Here is an 18,562-nt window from a genome sequence, read left to right on the forward strand (position 1 = left end):
TTTCATCTGGAGGCGAGGACGGGAATCGAACCCGTCTAAACGGCTTTGCAGGCCGCTGCATAACCTCTTTGCTACCTCGCCAGAGGAACTGCTTGGATGCGCCTTGCGGCCCATCTTGAAAACTGGAGCGGGAGAAGAGTCTCGAACTCTCGACCTCAACCTTGGCAAGGTTGCGCTCTACCAACTGAGCTACTCCCGCATTGGAGCTTGGTACCACTTAATCGCGCCACGCATCATGGCGGATAAAAAAAGGAAGCCAGCTTAGCTTCCCTTTAGAATTCTGGAGCGGGAGAAGAGTCTCGAACTCTCGACCTCAACCTTGGCAAGGTTGCGCTCTACCAACTGAGCTACTCCCGCATTGGAGCTTCTATTTTCTGCCTGATACTGCCATCTTGCTGTACTGCTTCAGCATTCGCTGGAGCGGGAGAAGAGTCTCGAACTCTCGACCTCAACCTTGGCAAGGTTGCGCTCTACCAACTGAGCTACTCCCGCATACGAACCACTATTTTACTGCTTTTTGCTACCGTTTACCAGTGCTGCTTTACTGCTGATCCAGTATTCACTGGAGCGGGAGAAGAGTCTCGAACTCTCGACCTCAACCTTGGCAAGGTTGCGCTCTACCAACTGAGCTACTCCCGCAGTGCACAACATTGTATCAGAAGCTCTACTACATCGCCAGTACTACTTTTTACTGCATTTGCTGTTTTTACCTATGACACGATCCAGAAAACTGGAGCGGGAGAAGAGTCTCGAACTCTCGACCTCAACCTTGGCAAGGTTGCGCTCTACCAACTGAGCTACTCCCGCGTCATCAACAACAGGCCAGCATTATAGAGGGATTACAGGGGCTGTCAACGGGCAATATCTGGTGTTTTGCAAAATATTCCGCAGAAAGTAGCCAATACCGTCTTAAGGTCCTCCGAATAGCGTAGCGAGCAAGCGCAATATCGTGTTGAGTAGCGGAGCTGTACGAAGGTACAGCGAGCAACGGAGACGCGAGAGTGCGCTGCGCAGTAGCTAGGCGGAGCGGCCTTAATGCAGATTGCCGGCCTTTTCCTTGATGAGCGGCCATGCCAGCCGCAGGTAATAGAACATCGACCACACCGTCAGCACGCAGGCGATCCACAGCAGCTTCTCGCCCCACACGTGGGTGTCGATCGCGCCGAAGATCACTTCGTGGTACAGCAGCAAGGGAATGGCCGTCATTTGCGCGGCCGTCTTGATCTTGCCGATCGAGCTGACAGCCACCGATTTCGAGGCGCCGATCTGCGCCATCCATTCGCGCAGCGCGGAAATCGTGATTTCGCGGCCGATGATGATGAAAGCCAGCACGGCATTGACGCGGTCCAGCTGCACCAGCACCAGCAGAGCGCCCGCCACCATCAGCTTGTCGGCCACCGGATCGAGGAAGGCGCCAAAGGCCGACGTCTGGTTCCAGCGCCGCGCGAGAAAACCATCGAACCAGTCGGTGACGGCGGCAACGATGAAGACCAGGGTGGCAACCAGGTTCTGGTCGCCATGCAGCAGCATCGACGGCGGCAGGTAAAACACGCCGACGACAAGCGGAATCAGCGCCACGCGCAGCCAGGTCAGGAGGATGGGAATATTAAAAGGCATAGGAAAGCAATCGGCCGACGGGTAAATTGAACATGAAGAAAGCGTGAAGAAAGCGCCACTAGTCTACATGGCCCAGGGGTATTAGCCTAGTCCGGTTGCCGCGGCGCCGGACCGGGCCATCCATTCATCAATGCAACTGCTTGCAGATTTCTTCCGCCAGTTGAGTCGAAATCCCCTCCACCGACATCAAATCCTCGACGCTGGCATCGACCACGCCACGCAAGCCGCCAAAGCGCGACAGCAGTTTCTGCCGGCGCTTGGCGCCGCATCGTGCCCCTTTCGATCTCTTACAGGCGCGAGGTCTGGCGCGCCCGTTCGATCATTAATGCAACTGCTTATATATCTCCTCCGCAAGTTGAGTCGAAATGCCCTCCACCGACATCAAATCCTCGATGCTGGCGTCGACCACGCCACGCAAGCCGCCAAAGCGCGACAGCAGTTTCTGGCGGCGCTTGGCGCCGCATTGTGCCCCTTTCGATCTCTTCCAGGCGCGAGGTCTGGCGCGCCCGTTAGAGCATTAATGCAACTGCTTATATATCTCTTCCGCAAGTTGAGTCGAAATCCCCTCCACCGACATCAGATCCTCGACGCTGGCATCGACCACGCCGCGCAAGCCGCCAAAGCGCGACAGCAGTTTCTGCCGGCGCTTGGCGCCAATGCCTTCTATCTCTTCCAGGCGCGACGTCTGGCGCGTCTTGGCGCGCTTGGCGCGCATGCCGGTGATGGCGAAGCGGTGCGCCTCGTCGCGGATCTGCGCGATCAGCATCAGGGCCGCCGACTCCTTGCCCAGTTCCTGCGGCGCGCGGCCGTCGACGAACAGCAGGGTTTCCAGCCCCACCTTGCGCCCCTCCCCCTTGGCCACGCCGACAATCAAGCTGATATCGAGCCCCAGCTCGGCGAACACCTGGCGCGCCATTTCGATCTGTCCCTTGCCGCCGTCGATCAGGACCACGTCGGGCATCACGCCGTCGCCATTCGCCACTTTTTCATAGCGGCGCATCAAGACCTGGCGCATGGCAGCGTAATCGTCGCCGGGCGTGATGTCGTTGATGTTGTAGCGGCGGTACTCGCCGTTCTGCATGGCGTGGTGGTGGAACACGACGCAGGACGCCTGCGTCGCCTCGCCCTGCGTGTGGCTGATGTCGAAGCACTCCACGCGCAGGCTGTCGAGGTCTTCCGTTTCCAGGCGCAGCGCTTCGGCCAGCGCGCGCGTGCGCGACTGCTGCGAGCCCTGCTCCGACAACAAACGCGCCAGCGAAATCTCGGCACCCTTCTGCGCCATTTCCAGCCACTGGCGGCGCTGCCCCTGCGGCTGGAAGATCAGGTTGATGCGGTGGCCGCACTGCTCCATCAGGGCCACCATCAGGGCCGGCTGGTCGAATTCGATATTCAGGATCAGGGTGCCGGGAATGAATTTTTCCGTGTAGTGCTGGGCCAGGAAAGCGGCCAGCACTTCCACCTCGATGGGCTCTTCGGCAATCGCCGCCGCATCGCTGAGCTGGCTGGGGAAATAGGCGCGGTCGCCCAGGTGGCGCCCGCCGCGCACCATGGCCAGGTTGACGCAGGCGCGTCCGCCCTGCACCAGCACGGCGATGATATCGACATCGGCGTCGCCCGTCGTTTCCATGCTTTGCTGGTGCAGCACGCGCGACAGCGAGGCGATCTGGTTGCGCACTACCACGGCCTGCTCGAATTTCAGTTCGGCGGCAAACGCGTGCATCTTTTTTTCCAGGTCGGCCAGCACTTCGCTCTGGCGCCCGCGCAGGAAGCGCGCCGCGTTTTCCACGTCGTTTTTATACTCTTCCTTGCTGATCAGGTCCACGCACGGCGCGCTGCAGCGGCCGATCTGGTGCAGCAGGCACGGCCGCGTACGATTGGCATACACGCTGTCCTCGCAGGTGCGGATCAGAAAGACCTTCTGCAGGATCTGCATCGATTCCTTGACGGCCCAGGAACTGGGGAACGGCCCGAAATACTGGTTTTTCTTGTCCACCGCGCCCCGGTAATACACCATGCGCGGCGCATCGCCATTGGTGATTTTCAAATACGGATACGATTTGTCGTCGCGGAACAGGATGTTGTAGCGCGGCTGCAGTGCCTTGATCAGGTTGTTTTCCAGGATCAGCGCTTCCGCCTCGCTGTGCGTGACGGTGGTTTCCAGGCGCGCGATGCGCTCGACCATCATGGCGATGCGGGGACTGGCCAGGTTCTTCTGGAAATAGCTGGAGACGCGCTTTTTCAGGTCGCGCGCCTTGCCCACATACAGCACCTTGTCGGCCGCATCGAAATAGCGGTACACGCCGGGCAGGTTCGGCAGTTTGGCAACGGTGGCCAGCACCTGCGCGCGCGGGTCGGGCGGCGTTTCCGCCACGGTCTGTTGCAGGGTTGGTTCTGGGCTTGCTTCGGTCATTGCTGGCTCTTAAATGGGGTCAGACCCGCCGGGGGAATACGTCCCAGCGGGACGCATTCTGATCGAAAAGACTGACCCCGGCAGTCGTCTGCATTACGGCGCTTGCTCCACAATCACAAACGCCACCGCATATTCTTCTTCATCGCTGATGGTCACTTGCGCGCTCAGCCGGTTTTTTTCCATAAACTCGGCCAGCACGCCACTGCAGACGATCATCGGCTTGCCGCTGGGGTGGTTCAGCATCTGCGCGGCGGGCCAGGTCATCGGCATGCGCAGGCCCAGGCCGATGGCCTTGGAAAACGCCTCTTTCGCCGCGAAGCGCGTGGCCAGGAAGCGCACGCCGCGCACGGCATTCTTGGCGCTGCGGGCGCGGAATTTCTCCAGCTCCTGCGGTCCCAGTATCTTCCTGGCGAAACGCTCGCCGTGCCGCGCCAGCGCCGCCTCGATGCGGGGAATCTTGCAGATATCGGTACCGATGCCGTAGATCATGCCGCCTCCTTGCTATCTGTGGTCAAGCCCGGTGGCCGAGCCGCGTGGCCACCATGATGGCCTTCATTTCGCGCACGGCGTTTTCCCAGCCGACAAACACGGCATGCGCGACGATGGCGTGGCCGATGTTCAGTTCGCTAATATCGGGAATGGCGGCGATCGCCTGCACGTTGGTGTAATGCAAGCCGTGGCCCGCATTGACCTTCAAGCCACGGCCCACGCCGAACAGCACGCCCGCCTTGATGCGCTCCAGCTCCGCCAATTGCTCGGCGCCCTCGGTGTCCGCATAGCGCCCCGTGTGCAGTTCGATCACGGGTGCGCCCAACTCGGCGGCGGCGGCGATCTGCTGCTCGTCGGCATCGATAAACAGGCTGACGCGGATGCCCTCGCCTTGCAATTGCTTCACCGCCGCCTGCACTTCCTTGAAGTAGCGCACCACGTCCAGGCCCCCTTCCGTCGTCACTTCCGTGCGTTTTTCCGGCACCAGGCAGACGTCCGCCGGCTTGATGCGGCAGGCAAAATCGATCATCTCGGCCGTGACGGCCGCTTCCAGGTTCATGCGCGTGAGCAATTGCGGCGCGATGGCGATCACGTCACCATCCTTGATGTGGCGGCGGTCTTCGCGCAAATGCAGGGTGATGGCGTCGGCGCCCGCCTGCTCGGCCAGCAGGGCCGCGCGGACCGGGTCCGGATACTGCGTGCCGCGCGCATTGCGCAAGGTGGCCACGTGGTCGATATTGACGCCCAGGTCGATGACGGGGCCGGAAGGCTGCAAAAAGCTCATGGTGATGGTATCCGTAAAGTGCCGTAATGCGGTAAAGCACTACTATAGCTGCATTAAATCGATCAGTATCTGGCGCGTGTTCAAGGTGGCGCCGCCCAGCTGATGGGCCAGCAAAAAACGCATCAGCAGCTTGCTCTGCGCCTGCGTGGCCACATCCGTATATTCTTCGCGCTCCATGTCGAGCAGGGTCTTGCCCGTGATCTTGGGCCAGGCATCGGCGGCGCGCGCCGGGCGCGGGCCCCGCTCCGGGTCGACCACATACACCTGCCCCGCCTCGACAGCCTGGCGCGTGCCTGTGCAGCGCGTCAGGTCGGCCGCCACGCCCGTTTCCTTGAGCAGGGCGCGCTCGAACTTGCGCAGCACGATGGGCGGCGGCTCATTGTGCGCCAGTTGATTCAAGGTGGCAACGTAGTGGTCGAACAGCACCGGATGCGGGTCGTCGCGCGCCAGCAGTTTGACCAGCAATTCGTTCAGATAGAAGCCGCACAGCAAGGCGGTCTTTTCCAGCGGCAGCATGCCGCCCACCCATTCGGCGCCCGTCAGGATGCGCAGCTCGGACTTGCCCGTCCAGCCAGCCTGCAGGGGCTGGAAGGTCTGCAGCACGCCGCGCAACTGCGAATGGGGCCGCTTGGCGCCCTTGGCGACAAGCGCGATGCGGCCATATTCGCGTGTAAACACGTCGACGATGAGGCTGGTTTCCTTGTGCGGATAGCTGTGCAGCACGAAGGCTGGCTGGCCCGTGACCTTGCCGTCGCGCGCGGGCGGACGGCTGCGCCGCGGCGCGGCAGGAGGGACGGAAGGTGCGGCCGGCGGCGCGATGGCCACCGGCGCGGGAACCGATGCAGAGGCGGCAGATAAGGCTGGCGCAGGATCGTGCTGCGCTGGCGTGGTGGTGCTCATGCGTGTGGCGTCGCCCCCGGGTTGCGGATTACTCGTAGCCGTAGGCGCGCAAGCCCGCCTCGTTGTCGGCCCAGCCCGACTTGACCTTGACCCAGATTTCCAGGTACACGGGGCCGCCAAACAGCTTTTCCATGTCCAGGCGGGCCTGGGTCGAGACTTCTTTCAGGCGCGCGCCCTTGTTGCCGATGATCATGGACTTGTGCGTATCGCGCTCGACCAGGATGGCGGCGAACACGCGGCGCAAGTCGCCTTCCTGCTCGAACTTCTCGATCAGCACGGTGCTCGTATACGGCAGCTCGTCGCCGACGAAGCGGAAGAGTTTCTCGCGCACGATTTCCGAAGCGAGGAATTTCTCGCTGCGGTCGGTGATGTCGTCCGGGCCAAAGATCGGCTGGTTTTCAGGCAGGAAGCGCTTGATCTCGTTCTGCAAGCCTTCCAGCTGGAAATGCAGCTTGGCGGACACGGGCACGATGGCGGCGAAGTCGCGCATGGCGGCGATCTTTTGCGCGAACGGCAGCAGCACGGCCTTGTCCTTCACGCGGTCCGACTTGTTGATGACGAGGATGCATGGCACTTCCTTCGGCAGCAGGTCCATCACTTGCTGGTCGGCCGGGCCGAACGTGCCCGCCTCGATCACGTACAAAATCACGTCCGAGGAAATCAGGGTGTTGGTGACGGTCTTGTTCAGCGTCTTGTTCAGCGCGTTCGAGTGGCGCGTCTGGAAGCCAGGCGTGTCGACATAGATGAACTGCGCGTCCGGCACCGTCTGGATACCCGTGATGCGGTGGCGCGTGGTTTGCGCCTTGCGCGAAGTGATGCTGACCTTCGCGCCGATCAGCACGTTCATCAGGGTCGATTTGCCCACGTTGGGGCGGCCCACGATGGCGATATAGCCACAGCGGAAGTTGTCGGGCATTTTGGTGGCAGTCATGCTAGTGTCGATTCTGTTTAGTGTGAGCGGCGATCGCCGGGGCCGCAGGGGCTGGCGCGTCGTCGCTCTGGATGGTGGCAATGCCGGCCAGCTTGAGCTGGGCGGCGCGCGGTTTGGGCTTGCGGCTGGCGGCAGGCGACTTCAGCAGCGCCTGCTCGGCCACGTCCAGCGCCAGTTTGGCGGCGGCTTGCTCACCGGCGCGGCGGCTTCCGCCACGGCCGTAAACCTGGATATTCAATTTCGGCACCAGGCATTCGATCTCGAATTCCTGGCTGTGGGCGGCGCCGTGGGTGGCCACCACATTGTACTGTGGCAGCGAAATTTTCTTGCTTTGCAAAAATTCCTGCAGCAAAGTCTTGGCATCCTTGCCCAGGGTCTGCGGATCCACCGAGTCAAGGATGGGGATGTAGAACGCGCGGATCACCGTGCTGGCGGCATCGAAACCCGTGTCGAGGAAAATGGCGCCCAGCAAGGCTTCCAGGGTGTCGGCAAGGATCGATGGACGGCGGAAGCCGCCCGATTTCAGTTCGCCTTCGCCCAGGCGCAGGAATTGCGACAATTCCAGCTTTTGCGCGATTTCATACAGCGACTGCTGTTTCACCAGATTGGCGCGCAGGCGCGACAGGTCGCCTTCGTCAATGGACTTGAAACGTTCGTACAGGATGGAAGCGACCACGCAGTTGAGAATGGAGTCGCCGAGGAATTCCAGCCGCTCATTATGCAAACTGCTGTGGCTACGATGCGTCAAGGCTTGCTGCAACAGGCCAGCATCCTGGAACGTATAGCCTAAACGGGTTTGCAATAGCTGAAGATTCATTGTTGTTTCTGTGTCATCTGATTGATTCGGCTGGCCGCCGCGCGGGGAATCGGCGCGGCAGCCATGCGGGCGGCTTAGTGTATGCCGCCCACTCTTTTCGGATTGCTGAAGTTCATCCACACCAGGAAAGCCTTGCCGACGATATTTTCGTTCGGCACGAAGCCCCAGTAGCGGCTGTCCGCGCTATTGTCGCGGTTATCGCCCATCATGAAGTAGTTGCCTGCCGGTACTACGCAAGTAAAGCCGTCTTCGTTATAGTTGCAGGCATCCTTGTGGGGGAAGTCCTTGACTTCACGCAAGTTCAAGGTAGGAGCCGGATCGTCGTTCAGGATGCGGTGGCTGACGCCGGTCAGGTTTTCTTCCAGCTGCTTGTGGTACACGGTGCTTTCGTCATCGAGGTAGTCGTCCAGCGGCGTGTACTGCACTTCCTTGCCATTCACCGTCAAGCGCTTGTTTTCATAGGTGATTTTATCACCGGGCACACCGATCACGCGCTTGATGTAGTCTTGCGACATATCTTTCGGGTACTTGAACACCATCACGTCGCCGCGCTGCGGATCGTTGACTTCAATGATGCGCTTGTTGACGATCGGCAAACGGATGCCATAGGTGAACTTGTTTACCAGGATCAGGTCGCCGACCAGCAGGGTCGGCACCATCGAGCTCGACGGGATCTTGAACGGCTCGTACAGGAAGGAGCGCAGGCAAAAGACCAGGGCGATGACGGGAAAAAAGCTGCCCGAATACTCGACCCAGGTCGGCTGGCGCAACAGATCGGCCTCGATGGTGGCACGGCGGCTGCTACTGCTGCCATCAGACTTGATGCCTTCAGCCAACGACTTCGCTTGACGCGCATCGAACTCGGCCAAGGCCCGGTCGGCCGCCAGGCGGCGCTGCTTGGACAAATAAAACACATCCAGGCACCAGACCAGACCCGTCAGCACCATCAGCACGAACAGGATTAAAGCGAAATTTCCTAAGATCACTTGCAGGTTCATTTATCGTCCACTTGTAAAATTGCCAGGAATGCTTCTTGCGGGATCTCCACGGAACCCACTTGCTTCATGCGCTTCTTACCCGCTTTTTGTTTTTCCAGCAATTTTTTCTTGCGGCTGATATCGCCGCCATAGCACTTCGCCAGCACGTTCTTGCGCAAGGCTTTCACGTTTTCACGCGAAATGATGTTGGCGCCGATGGTGGCCTGGATGGCCACGTCGAACATCTGGCGCGGGATCAGTTCGCGCATCTTGGCAGCCACCTGGCGGCCACGGTACTGGCTGTTCGAACGGTGGACGATGATGGCCAGCGCATCGACTTTTTCGCTGTTGATCAGCATGTCGACCTTGACCACGTCGGCCGCGCGGTATTCCTTGAACTCGTAGTCCATCGAAGCGTAGCCGCGCGACGTCGATTTCAGGCGGTCGAAGAAGTCCAGCACGATCTCGGCCATCGGCATTTCGTACACCAGCTTGACCTGGCGGCCGTGGTAGCTCATGTCCATCTGGATGCCGCGCTTGGCGATACACAGGGTGATCACGGAGCCCACGTATTCCTGCGGCATGTACAGGTTGACGGTAACGATCGGTTCGCGCACTTCTTCGATGCGCGACGGATCAGGCATCTTCGACGGATTGTCGACATTGATCAGGGTGCCATCGCGCTGGATCACTTCATACACCACGGTCGGCGCCGTCGTGATCAGGTCCATGTCGAATTCGCGCTCCAGGCGTTCCTGCACGATTTCCATGTGCAGCAAGCCCAGGAAGCCGCAGCGGAAGCCGAAGCCCAGCGCCTGCGACACTTCCGGCTCGTACATCAAGGCGGCGTCGTTGAGCTTCAGCTTTTCCAGCGAGTCGCGCAGGGCGTCATACTGGTTCGCTTCCACGGGGAACAGGCCGGCGAACACTTGCGGCTGCACTTCCTTGAAGCCAGGCAATGGTTCGGCGGCAGGACGGCTGACCAGGGTGACGGTGTCGCCGACCTTGGCGGCCTTGAGTTCCTTGATGCCGGCGATGATGAAACCCACCTGGCCAGCGGAGAGTTGCGGCAAGGATTGCGAACGGGGCGAAAATACGCCGATGTCTTCCACCAGCTGCACCGAATCGGTGGCCATCAGGCGGATCTTGTCTTTTGGCTTCAGGGTGCCGTTGACCACGCGCACCAGCATCACCACGCCCACGTAGGAGTCGTACCAGGAGTCGACGATCAGCGCTTGCAGCGGCGCGTCCGGATCACCCTTCGGCGGCGGCACCTTGGCGATCAGCGATTCAAGCACATCCTGCACGCCCAGGCCCGTCTTGGCCGAGCAATGCACGGCGTCGCCCGCGTCGATGCCGATCACGTCTTCGATTTCGGCGATCGCATTCGGCGGATCGGCGTTCGGCAAGTCGATCTTGTTCAGCACGGGCACCACTTCCACGCCCAGGTCCAGCGCCGTGTAGCAGTTGGCGACCGTCTGCGCTTCCACGCCTTGCGAGGCGTCCACCACCAGCAGCGCGCCTTCGCAGGCGGACAGCGAGCGCGACACTTCATAGCTGAAGTCGACGTGGCCTGGCGTATCGATCAGGTTCAGGTTGTAGATCTGGCCATCGCGTGCCTTGTAGTGCAGGGCCGCCGTTTGCGCCTTGATGGTAATGCCGCGCTCGCGCTCCAGATCCATCGAATCGAGCACCTGCGCCTCCATCTCGCGGTCGGACAAGCCGCCGCACAATTGAATGATGCGGTCAGCCAGGGTCGATTTACCGTGGTCAATATGGGCGATGATGGAGAAGTTGCGTATGTTGTTCATTAACTAATATAGGTGCGAAGTTGACGACACTGCTTTAACAGGAATCAGGGGGATCATGTCCGGGCCAAACAGGGCCAGAAACGGGCGCCCCACTCATGATGAAAAAAGCGCTCCGAGCAGGACATCTGCATGCCCAGGCGAGCGCTTTTGAAGCGACAGAAGCTGCTGCCTCGGACAGTAGCTTTTTCGACCTCCCCATTTTACCGGATTTCAGAGTAGAAAGCCCGTCTTTCAGAGGCTGGCACGGGGGCAAGGCTGCAATTTCGCCTGTTTTCAGCACCAGAATGGTGCAATGCGGTGTCAATATTGATATTTAAGCTATGTCAGGTGGCGGCGCACGGCCGCCTCGTCGAGGAAATAGTGGCATAGCTCCGGCTGCGCCAGATCGCCGAACAGCACCGGCACCAGTTCGTCAAAGCGCGCCAGCAAGGTGGCGTCAGGCGCGGCGTCAATGTCGATCACATCCACCGTGAACGGCTTTCCGGGCGGCTGCAGCAGCAGCAAGGCGTCCAGCATGTCCTGACACAGATGGCAATAACTGCGGGAATAGAGGGTGAAGTGCATATTTTATCGCGACGCAGAAGAAGGCTGGGGTCAGACGGGAACGCCTGGTCCCGACGGGGGAATTCAAGCCCGTGGCTTGAATTCCGATCCCGAAGGGACCGACCCCAGCCCTTGCTGGGTGAGGGTTGAAAAGTTACTTCGCCGACGGACGCAGGGAAACGAACTGCGCCACGTCGCCACGGCGCACCAGCACGGCAGCCGTTTTCTTCGGATCGAGCTTGGCCACCAGCGCGTTGAACTGCTTGGCATCCTTCACGGCAACGTTATTCAGTTGCAAGATGATGTCGCCAGGCTGCAGGCCGGCCAGAGCGGCCACGCCATCGGCATCATCCACCTGCACGCCGCCATCGATCTTCAGCTCCTGCTTCTTGGCGGCCGGCACATCGCTGACCTTCAGGCCCAGCGCGTTGACGGCTTGCGCTTCCGGCTCCTTGGCACCTTTCTTGGCCGCCTTGTCGCCTTCCAGCTCGACGACGGTGACAGGAATGTCCTGCTGCGCGCCCTTGCGCCACACGGTGACGGTGGACTTGCCATTCACGGGCGCGCCGCCAACCAGGCGCGGCAGGTCGGACGAACGTTCGATCTGCGTGCCGTTGAATTTCAGGATGATGTCGCCCGGCTTGATGCCCGCCTTGTCGGCCGGACCGCCCTCTTCCACCATCGACACTTGCGCGCCCTTGGCGTTCGGCAAGCCCAGCGATTGCGCCACTTCCTTGCTCACTTCGCCAATCTGCACGCCGATGCGCCCGCGCACCACTTTACCTGTCTTCTTCAACTGCTCGCCCACGCGCATGGCTTCATCGATGGGCACGGCAAACGAAATGCCGTTATACGCGCCCGACAAGGTGGCGATCTGCGAGTTGATGCCGATCACTTCGCCCCGCATGTTGATCAGCGGGCCGCCCGAGTTGCCGGGATTGACGGCCACGTCGCTCTGGATCAGGGGCAGGTAGTCGCCCGTGTCGCGCGACTTGGCGGAAATGATGCCCGCCGTGACCGTGTTTTCCAGGTTGAACGGCGAGCCGATGGCGATCACCCATTCGCCCACGCGGATCTTGTCCGAGTCGCCGATGGTCAGGCGCGGCAGGTTGCCGCCTTCGATTTTCAGCAGGGCCACGTCGGTGCGCGCATCGGCGCCGATCACCTTGGCCTTGAATTCGCGCTTGTCCGTCAGGGTCACGTAGACCTCGTCGGCGCCATCGACCACATGCGCATTGCTCAGCACATAGCCGTCAGCGGAAATGATGAAGCCGGAACCGACGCCGCGCTGCACTTCCTGCTCCTGTGGCACGGCACGGCGGCCGCCGCGCGGGGCTTGCTGGCGCGGCGTGGGCATGGCGCCGCCAAAGAAGCGGCGCAGGAATTCCTGCATTTCCTGCTCGTCCTGGCCGCCCATGCCGGCACCGGCGCCGGCGCCGCCCATTTTCAGGCGCTCGGTGGTGCGGATATTCACGACGGCGGGCCCGACTGCATCGACCAGGTCCGAAAAATCAGGCAGTTTCACGGCCGGCACGGCGGCATGCGCCTGCGGCGCCAGGCCCAGCATGGCCGGGGCGAAAAAGACGCCAGCCGTACCGAACAATAAGGCGGAAAGCGCCTTCACTGAAAACGTCTTGCTGGCGGCACTCAGGTTTTTTTTCATGGAGAGGATCTTTTCGAATATATATACGGAACAAAACGCGGATCAGGCGATTGCCTGCGTGCATGATTCGCCGTCATCGCCAAATCCCAGGGCGGACACACCTGACAGCACGCATGGCAAACCATGCAACAATATATCGCAAAAGCAAGATATTGCCTGTTCACAGTGTCAATCGTACCGAAGGCCAGTGTCAAGAGGATGGCGGCGACATTAAGCCTCGCGTAAGGCGCGCCCCGGGAAGGGCATGCCGGATGCCGGCATGCGCGCGGCAACGGATGCTGGCAGACCGGCTAGCGCGGGCCCGGCGGCCCCGCCTCCAGCGGTTCGATCAGGCCGGGCGGCACGAGGGCCGCAGATGGCGATGCCAGCAGTTCCGCATGGGGCGGCACCTCCTGGGCCAGGCGGGCGGCCAGGCGCGCGTCGAATTGCGCACTCAGCACATGGCCGCGCCGCTCCGAGCGCAGCACGTCGCCGATGTGGCGGTAGGCGTCCCAGACTTGCCGGCCCGAATCCGTATCGAGGGCGGCAAACGCCAGCTCCAGTTCGGCAGCCGCCAGTTCGCCGTCGGCTAGCGCGGAGATAGTCTCGTGCAATCGTGTATGCGTATCCATGATAGGCCTGCCATTTAAAGAGGATCGGTACGGAAAGCGGGCGCAGCCATGCCAACCCCATACTCGTCAGATTACCAGCGCTTGTCAATCGGCATGTCCAGCAAAGGCTTCAACTTTTCCGCGATCACTTCACGCGCGCGAAAAATGCGGCTGCGCACGGTGCCGATGGGACAGGCCATGATCTCCGATATTTCTTCATAGCTCAGCCCTTCGATTTCGCGCAGCACGATGGCCGTGCGCAGCTCGATCGGCAGCACATCCATGGCCGCATTGACGGTTGCCGCAATCTGCTTGCTGGCCAGCACCGATTCTGGCGTATTGTTGTCGCGCAATTTATTGCCGTCATCGAAGGACTCCGCCTGCTCGGCGTCGGCATCGCTGGACGTGGCGGCACGCCGCCCCTGGGTGACGAGATAATTCTTGGCCGTATTGATGCCGATGCGGTACAACCAGGTATAGAAGGCGGCGTCGCCGCGAAAATGGCGCAGCGCCCGATATGCCTTGATAAAGGTCTCTTGCACCACATCTTCGGCCTCCGCCGGGTCATGCACCAGGCGCGACACCAGACGCATCAGCCGCCGCTGATACTTCGATACCAGCACGTCAAATGCGCGCTTGTCGCCCGCCTGCACCCGTTCGACCAGTAACTGGTCATACTCGCGCTCTGTCCTCACGGCCACTATCCCTGTAGTCATGCAGCGTGGGCGCCTGTATGGATATAGAGTTGGCCCGCTGCAAGAAGTTCAGTGTTCGCCCCACTTTATTCTTCCCCTCCCCGCGCCGCGATCGCCCGGCACGCCACGGCCAGCGGACGGAACATTGCGCAGCCGCGTCCGCGCTGCACCAGTACGCTGCTGCGCCGTCCAGCGCCGTCGGCCAGGCACAGCACCAGCAGCGCCGGCCATAAAGTCGAGCCCGGCATCAGGCGCTGCAGGCCCGCTACCGGCTGCAATGTCGGCACCGGCGGCACCTGCGGCAAGATCCCAGGCAGCGGCCCGGACAGTGCCGCCACCGCCCCGGTGACGGCGCAGCGGGCCGCGCCATGCTCCAGATATACCGCCAGCCGCAACTGGCCAACCGGCGAAATATCAAGCCGTAACGGCTTTCTGCGCCAGCGCAGCAAAGCCAGTAAAAAGCCGCCCGAAACCGCACTCGACAGTGCCCAAAGCCAGCCCAGCGCATAGCCGCCCACGCCCATACCGGGCACAGGCGCACTGCGCCACGCGCCGGACAAAGGCCAGGCGACCAGCACGGCGCACACGCCCAGCAGCGCTTGCAACAGACGCAAACAGACAGGCGCACGAATCACAGCCGCTATCGCGATGGACATACAACATGGGAAGAAAAAGGCGCGCCGGCAACATGCCGGGCAAATTCAGCCGCCAACGAACGTTGGCGGCGAATCAGCGCTCACTACGATTTGACCGTAGCGAGCGCTTGAAAGTTCCTGCTTATTTCGCTTTGCCGAAAATCAGTGTGCCGTTCGTTCCACCGAAGCCGAACGAATTTTTCACTGCATAATCGATCTTCATTTCACGCGCCGTGTTGGCACAGAAATCGAGATCGCAAGCCGGATCCTGGTTGAAGATGTTGATGGTCGGTGGCGACACCTGATGGTGTACCGCCAGGACCGTAAACACGGCTTCCAGACCGCCCGCGCCGCCCAGCAAATGGCCTGTCATCGACTTGGTCGAGTTGACTACCAGATTCTTGGCGTGCTCGCCGAAGGTGCGTTTGATGCCCATCACTTCCGCCACGTCGCCTTGCGGGGTCGACGTGCCGTGCGCGTTCAGGTACTGAATCTGATCCGGGTTCAAGCCTGCGTTGTTGAGGGCCGCGATCACCGATTTGCTGCCGCCGCTACCATCTTCCAGCGGCGAGGTCATGTGATAAGCATCTGCGCTCATCCCGAAACCATGCACTTCGGCATAGATCTTGGCACCACGGGCCACCGCGTGCTCGTACTCTTCCAGCACCATGACACCAGCGCCCTCGCCCAGCACGAAGCCGTCGCGGTCGGTATCCCACGGACGCGATGCCGTTGCCGGATCGTCGTTGCGGGTCGACAAGGCGCGTGCCGAGGCGAAACCGCCCAGGCCCAGCGGCGACACGGTCGATTCGGCACCGCCGGCAATCATGACGTCGGCATCGCCGTACTCGATCATGCGTGCTGCCGCGCCGATGCTGTGCAAACCGGTGGTACACGCCGTCACGATCGCCAGGTTCGGGCCCTTCAGACCATATTTGATCGAAAGGTTGCCAGAGATCATGTTAATGATCGAGGCAGGCACGAAAAATGGCGAGATACGGCGCGGACCGCGCTTTTCGTACTCGGATTTGGTTTCCTCGATCAGCGGCAAGCCACCAATACCGGAACCGATGATGACACCGATACGCTCGGCGTTCTCTTCGGTGACTTCCAGACCGGAGTCCTGGATCGCCTGGATGCCCGCAGCCATGCCGTAATGGATAAAGGTATCCATGTGGCGGGCCTCCTTACCGGAGATGTAATCTTCGATATTGAAGCCTTTGACTTCACCGGCAAAATGCGTGGTGAATGGCTGTGCATCAAACTTGGTAATCGTGGCAATGCCGGATTTACCTTCAATGATTGCGCCCCATGCGTCGGCAATAGTATTGCCGACAGGTGAAACGCAGCCCAGGCCGGTGACAACAACGCGACGGTTTTTAGAACGGCTCAAGCGATTCTCCTGAAGTCGGTCAGACAGGCTTAGGCCTTGACGTGTGCGGTGGCGTAGTCGATCGCCTGTTGCACGGTGGTGATTTTTTCAGCTTGTTCGTCAGGGATTTCCATTTCGAATTCGTCTTCCAGGGCCATGACCAGTTCCACGGTGTCCAGGGAATCGGCACCCAGGTCGTCGACGAAGGAGGATTCGATTTTGATGTCTGCTTCTGCAACGCCCAGTTGCTCAGCGACGATTTTCTTAACGCGTTGTTCGATATCCGACATGTTATGGCTCCAAAGTGTGTGTTACGGAAAGTGCGCGCATTTTATCAGGTTTGCGCGTCCGAATACTAATTTCGGTGTCTGCTGCTAATTCGACCGAAGCTGCTGCTAAAAGATGCGATTATAGACAAAAACTGCCAGTGAATCATGCCACAAATGGCCGCCCCGTCCAGCTTTCACATCAATTCATGTACATTCCGCCATTCACGTGCAGGGTCGTGCCCGTGATATATGCCGCTTGCGGCGACGCCAGGAAGGCCACGGCGGCGGCCACATCTTCCGGCTTGCCCAGGCGGGACAGGGGAATTTGCGTCAACAGCGCCGCGTGCTGCTCTTCGCTCAGCGCCTTGGTCATGTCGGTATCGATGAAGCCTGGCGCGATGCAGTTCACGGTAATGTTGCGGCTGCCGATTTCACGCGCCAGCGCGCGGCTCATGCCTTCCACGCCGGCCTTGGCCGCCGCGTAATTCATTTGCCCCGGATTGCCCGACGAGGCAACTACCGACGTGATATTAATGATACGCCCAGTTTTGGCTTTCATCATGCCGCGCAGTACGGCGCGCGACAGGCGGCCGACGGCCGACAGGTTGGTGGAAATGACGCTGTCCCACTCTTCATCCTTCATGCGCATGGCCAGCTGGTCTTGCGTGATGCCCGCATTGTTGACGAGGATCGACAGGCTGCCATAGGTTTTCTGCACTTCGTCGACGACGGCCGCGCAGCGCGCCGCATCGGTCACGTTCAGGACCAGGCCCTTGCCCGTCACGCCTTCGGCGGCCAGGTAATCGGTAATGGCTTGCGCGCCGCTTTCCGAGGTGGCGGTACCGACCACGGTGGCACCCTGCTTGCCCAGTTCGGTGGCGATGGCGCGGCCGATGCCGCGCGATGCGCCCGTGACCAGTACGACTTGATTTGCTAAATTCATGAGTATCCTTAAAGATGGCTGGCGGCAGGCATCACTGCCCTGCCGCTCGCTGTTTACTTGAGCTGCGTCAAAATGCGTTCCAGCGTAGCCTGGTCGACGATGGCGTCGCCCACCAGCACCGGATCGATGCGCTTGGCCAGGCCCATCAGGACCTTGCCCGGACCGCACTCGATCACTTGCGTGATGCCGTCGGCAGCGACCTTCTGCATGGTCTCCACCCAGCGCACGGGGCTGGCCGCCTGGCGCACCAGCGCATCCTTGATGCCGGCCACATCATTGACGATGGCCACGTCGACGTTGTTGATCAGGGCGATCTGCGGCGCCGAGAAGGCCAGGCCGGCCATGTATTCGCGCAAACGGTCCGACGCCGGCTTCAGCAGCGACGAGTGGAAGGGCGCGGAAACCGGCAGCTTCATGGCGCGCTTGGCGCCCTTGGCTTTCGCCAGCTCGCAGGCGCGCTCGACCGCAGCCGTGTGGCCGGCGATGACGACTTGCGCAGGCGCATTGAAGTTGACGGGCTCGACCACCAGGGCCGGGTTTTCCGCCGCCGCTTCCGTGCACACGGCGCGCACGTCGTCGTCCGACAGGCCCAGCACGACGGCCATCGTGCCCTGCCCGACGGGCACGGCTTCCTGCATGGCTTGTGCGCGGAAACGCACGAGCGGCACGGCATCCTTGAAGTCGATGACGCCTGCGGCAACCAGCGCCGAGTATTCACCCAAGCTGTGGCCGGCGACGACCGTCGGCACGGGGCCGCCGGCTGCCAGCCAGGCGCGGTAAAACGCCACGGCGGCCGTCAGCATCACGGGCTGCGTATTCGTGGTCAGGTCCAGCTCTTCCTTCGGACCTTCGGCGATCAGCTTGCCCAGGTCGAATTGCAGGGCGTCCGACGCTTCGGCCACGGTCTGGGCCACCACCGGATTGCCGGCGAAGCCATCGAGCATCGCAATCGCTTGCGAACCTTGGCCTGGGAAAACAAATGCAAATTGTGTCATGGGGACTCCGTTTGAATTTTTATTTGGGTAGGGTAACTTTTAACCCTCAAAGCAAAGGCTGGGGTACGTCCCTGCGGGATCGGAATTCACTCCACTCGAATGCATTCCCCCGACAGGTCGG

20 protein-coding genes, 6 tRNA genes and 1 pseudogene are annotated in these 18,562 nt (G+C 60.9%); 1 reads left to right on the forward strand and 26 read right to left on the reverse strand.

Annotated elements, in window-relative coordinates; genetic code table 11:
• Nucleotides 1-7: 7 nt before the first annotated feature.
• The 17 genes and pseudogenes from JaAD80_RS14155 to lepA all read right to left on the reverse strand — a co-directional run bounded on the left by JaAD80_RS14155 (nucleotide 8) and on the right by lepA (nucleotide 10,736).
• Nucleotides 8-81, reverse strand: a tRNA-Cys gene (locus JaAD80_RS14155).
• 42 nt (nucleotides 82-123) lie between these two features.
• Nucleotides 124-199: transfer RNA gene (locus tag JaAD80_RS14160), tRNA-Gly, on the reverse strand.
• A gap of 82 nt (nucleotides 200-281) precedes the next feature.
• Nucleotides 282-357 (reverse strand) — tRNA-Gly (locus tag JaAD80_RS14165).
• 59 nt (nucleotides 358-416) lie between these two features.
• Nucleotides 417-492: transfer RNA gene (locus JaAD80_RS14170), tRNA-Gly, on the reverse strand.
• A gap of 71 nt (nucleotides 493-563) precedes the next feature.
• Nucleotides 564-639 (reverse strand) — tRNA-Gly (locus JaAD80_RS14175).
• A gap of 92 nt (nucleotides 640-731) precedes the next feature.
• A tRNA-Gly gene (locus tag JaAD80_RS14180) sits at nucleotides 732-807 on the reverse strand.
• Between the two features lie 225 nt (nucleotides 808-1,032).
• Complete coding sequence (gene pgsA / locus JaAD80_RS14185; RefSeq protein WP_034749601.1) at nucleotides 1,033-1,617, reverse strand: CDP-diacylglycerol--glycerol-3-phosphate 3-phosphatidyltransferase; 585 nt, start codon at nucleotides 1,615-1,617, stop codon at nucleotides 1,033-1,035.
• 127 nt (nucleotides 1,618-1,744) lie between these two features.
• Nucleotides 1,745-1,831 carry a hypothetical protein gene (locus tag JaAD80_RS31995; protein WP_374755247.1) on the reverse strand — a complete coding sequence of 29 codons (87 nt, stop codon included), beginning with the start codon at nucleotides 1,829-1,831 and terminating at the stop codon, nucleotides 1,745-1,747.
• A gap of 108 nt (nucleotides 1,832-1,939) precedes the next feature.
• A pseudogene (locus JaAD80_RS32000) lies at nucleotides 1,940-2,123 on the reverse strand (hypothetical protein); the annotation flags it as partial.
• Between the two features lie 11 nt (nucleotides 2,124-2,134).
• Nucleotides 2,135-4,027: an excinuclease ABC subunit UvrC gene (gene uvrC, locus JaAD80_RS14200; protein ID WP_102294905.1), complete on the reverse strand. Its 1,893-nt coding sequence runs from the start codon at nucleotides 4,025-4,027 to the stop codon at nucleotides 2,135-2,137.
• A gap of 93 nt (nucleotides 4,028-4,120) precedes the next feature.
• Nucleotides 4,121-4,516, reverse strand: coding sequence for a holo-ACP synthase (acpS, locus tag JaAD80_RS14205; RefSeq protein ID WP_102294906.1), 396 nt, complete (start codon nucleotides 4,514-4,516; stop codon nucleotides 4,121-4,123).
• 22 nt (nucleotides 4,517-4,538) lie between these two features.
• Entirely contained in the window at nucleotides 4,539-5,300 is a 762-nt protein-coding gene (gene pdxJ / locus JaAD80_RS14210; RefSeq protein WP_102294908.1) for a pyridoxine 5'-phosphate synthase, read from the reverse strand.
• Nucleotides 5,301-5,342: 42 nt separating this feature from the next.
• Entirely contained in the window at nucleotides 5,343-6,200 is an 858-nt protein-coding gene (recO, locus tag JaAD80_RS14215; protein WP_102294910.1) for a DNA repair protein RecO, read from the reverse strand.
• Between the two features lie 28 nt (nucleotides 6,201-6,228).
• Complete coding sequence (gene era / locus JaAD80_RS14220; RefSeq protein WP_034749612.1) at nucleotides 6,229-7,131, reverse strand: GTPase Era; 903 nt, start codon at nucleotides 7,129-7,131, stop codon at nucleotides 6,229-6,231.
• 1 nt (nucleotide 7,132) lies between these two features.
• Entirely contained in the window at nucleotides 7,133-7,933 is an 801-nt protein-coding gene (gene rnc, locus JaAD80_RS14225; protein WP_258002994.1) for a ribonuclease III, read from the reverse strand.
• An 89-nt stretch (nucleotides 7,934-8,022) separates the two neighbouring features.
• The gene (lepB, locus tag JaAD80_RS14230; protein WP_102294912.1) at nucleotides 8,023-8,946 is read right to left on the reverse strand and encodes a signal peptidase I; all 924 of its coding nucleotides are present in this window, start codon (nucleotides 8,944-8,946) and stop codon (nucleotides 8,023-8,025) included.
• On the reverse strand, nucleotides 8,943-10,736 hold the full coding sequence (gene lepA, locus JaAD80_RS14235; protein WP_102294914.1) for a translation elongation factor 4: 1,794 nt from the start codon (nucleotides 10,734-10,736) through the stop codon (nucleotides 8,943-8,945). Before lepA ends, lepB begins: the two co-directional genes overlap by 4 nt.
• A gap of 98 nt (nucleotides 10,737-10,834) precedes the next feature.
• On the opposite strand from lepA, the gene JaAD80_RS30340 reads away from it, so the two are divergent.
• Nucleotides 10,835-11,053, forward strand: coding sequence for a hypothetical protein (locus JaAD80_RS30340; protein ID WP_146012389.1), 219 nt, complete (start codon nucleotides 10,835-10,837; stop codon nucleotides 11,051-11,053).
• Between the two features lies 1 nt (nucleotide 11,054).
• On the opposite strand, the gene JaAD80_RS14240 is transcribed toward JaAD80_RS30340, so the two are convergent.
• The 9 genes from JaAD80_RS14240 to fabD form a co-directional block, all read right to left on the reverse strand.
• Nucleotides 11,055-11,300 carry a glutaredoxin family protein gene (locus JaAD80_RS14240; protein ID WP_102294915.1) on the reverse strand — a complete coding sequence of 82 codons (246 nt, stop codon included), beginning with the start codon at nucleotides 11,298-11,300 and terminating at the stop codon, nucleotides 11,055-11,057.
• 133 nt (nucleotides 11,301-11,433) lie between these two features.
• Nucleotides 11,434-12,942 carry a DegQ family serine endoprotease gene (locus tag JaAD80_RS14245; protein ID WP_102294917.1) on the reverse strand — a complete coding sequence of 503 codons (1,509 nt, stop codon included), beginning with the start codon at nucleotides 12,940-12,942 and terminating at the stop codon, nucleotides 11,434-11,436.
• A 290-nt stretch (nucleotides 12,943-13,232) separates the two neighbouring features.
• Nucleotides 13,233-13,553 carry an RseA family anti-sigma factor gene (locus JaAD80_RS14250; protein WP_102294918.1) on the reverse strand — a complete coding sequence of 107 codons (321 nt, stop codon included), beginning with the start codon at nucleotides 13,551-13,553 and terminating at the stop codon, nucleotides 13,233-13,235.
• Between the two features lie 71 nt (nucleotides 13,554-13,624).
• Nucleotides 13,625-14,248 carry an RNA polymerase sigma factor RpoE gene (gene rpoE, locus JaAD80_RS14255; protein ID WP_180979420.1) on the reverse strand — a complete coding sequence of 208 codons (624 nt, stop codon included), beginning with the start codon at nucleotides 14,246-14,248 and terminating at the stop codon, nucleotides 13,625-13,627.
• A 65-nt stretch (nucleotides 14,249-14,313) separates the two neighbouring features.
• Complete coding sequence (locus JaAD80_RS14260; RefSeq protein WP_146012390.1) at nucleotides 14,314-14,841, reverse strand: hypothetical protein; 528 nt, start codon at nucleotides 14,839-14,841, stop codon at nucleotides 14,314-14,316.
• 163 nt (nucleotides 14,842-15,004) lie between these two features.
• Entirely contained in the window at nucleotides 15,005-16,255 is a 1,251-nt protein-coding gene (fabF, locus tag JaAD80_RS14265) for a beta-ketoacyl-ACP synthase II (RefSeq protein WP_102294921.1), read from the reverse strand.
• Nucleotides 16,256-16,284: 29 nt separating this feature from the next.
• Nucleotides 16,285-16,524: an acyl carrier protein gene (acpP, locus tag JaAD80_RS14270; RefSeq protein WP_008449912.1), complete on the reverse strand. Its 240-nt coding sequence runs from the start codon at nucleotides 16,522-16,524 to the stop codon at nucleotides 16,285-16,287.
• A gap of 178 nt (nucleotides 16,525-16,702) precedes the next feature.
• A complete protein-coding gene (fabG, locus tag JaAD80_RS14275) occupies nucleotides 16,703-17,446 on the reverse strand; it encodes a 3-oxoacyl-ACP reductase FabG (RefSeq protein WP_034749638.1) in 744 nt (247 codons plus the stop codon).
• Between the two features lie 53 nt (nucleotides 17,447-17,499).
• Nucleotides 17,500-18,441, reverse strand: coding sequence for an ACP S-malonyltransferase (gene fabD, locus JaAD80_RS14280; protein ID WP_102294923.1), 942 nt, complete (start codon nucleotides 18,439-18,441; stop codon nucleotides 17,500-17,502).
• Between the last annotated feature and the right edge of the window lie 121 nt (nucleotides 18,442-18,562).

It is taken from the genome of Janthinobacterium sp. AD80 (assembly GCF_002878455.1).
GTDB lineage: Bacteria > Pseudomonadota > Gammaproteobacteria > Burkholderiales > Burkholderiaceae_D > Janthinobacterium.

Excerpts from the sequence above, each read along its gene's own strand:
- JaAD80_RS14240 (WP_102294915.1), bottom strand. The coding sequence starts at position 11,300 with ATGCACTTCACCCTCTATTCCCGCAGTTATTGCCATCTGTGTCAGGAC.
- rpoE (WP_180979420.1), bottom strand. The coding sequence starts at position 14,248 with ATGACTACAGGGATAGTGGCCGTGAGGACAGAGCGCGAGTATGACCAG.
- pgsA (WP_034749601.1), bottom strand. The coding sequence starts at position 1,617 with ATGCCTTTTAATATTCCCATCCTCCTGACCTGGCTGCGCGTGGCGCTG.
- pdxJ (WP_102294908.1), bottom strand. The coding sequence starts at position 5,300 with ATGAGCTTTTTGCAGCCTTCCGGCCCCGTCATCGACCTGGGCGTCAAT.
- recO (WP_102294910.1), bottom strand. The coding sequence starts at position 6,200 with ATGAGCACCACCACGCCAGCGCAGCACGATCCTGCGCCAGCCTTATCT.
- acpS (WP_102294906.1), bottom strand. The coding sequence starts at position 4,516 with ATGATCTACGGCATCGGTACCGATATCTGCAAGATTCCCCGCATCGAG.
- lepA (WP_102294914.1), bottom strand. The coding sequence starts at position 10,736 with ATGAACAACATACGCAACTTCTCCATCATCGCCCATATTGACCACGGT.
- era (WP_034749612.1), bottom strand. The coding sequence starts at position 7,131 with ATGACTGCCACCAAAATGCCCGACAACTTCCGCTGTGGCTATATCGCC.
- JaAD80_RS30340 (WP_146012389.1), top strand. The coding sequence starts at position 10,835 with ATGAAAAAAGCGCTCCGAGCAGGACATCTGCATGCCCAGGCGAGCGCT.
- acpP (WP_008449912.1), bottom strand. The coding sequence starts at position 16,524 with ATGTCGGATATCGAACAACGCGTTAAGAAAATCGTCGCTGAGCAACTG.
- uvrC (WP_102294905.1), bottom strand. The coding sequence starts at position 4,027 with ATGACCGAAGCAAGCCCAGAACCAACCCTGCAACAGACCGTGGCGGAA.
- lepB (WP_102294912.1), bottom strand. The coding sequence starts at position 8,946 with ATGAACCTGCAAGTGATCTTAGGAAATTTCGCTTTAATCCTGTTCGTG.
- JaAD80_RS14250 (WP_102294918.1), bottom strand. The coding sequence starts at position 13,553 with ATGGATACGCATACACGATTGCACGAGACTATCTCCGCGCTAGCCGAC.
- JaAD80_RS14245 (WP_102294917.1), bottom strand. The coding sequence starts at position 12,942 with ATGAAAAAAAACCTGAGTGCCGCCAGCAAGACGTTTTCAGTGAAGGCG.
- fabD (WP_102294923.1), bottom strand. The coding sequence starts at position 18,441 with ATGACACAATTTGCATTTGTTTTCCCAGGCCAAGGTTCGCAAGCGATT.
- fabG (WP_034749638.1), bottom strand. The coding sequence starts at position 17,446 with ATGAATTTAGCAAATCAAGTCGTACTGGTCACGGGCGCATCGCGCGGC.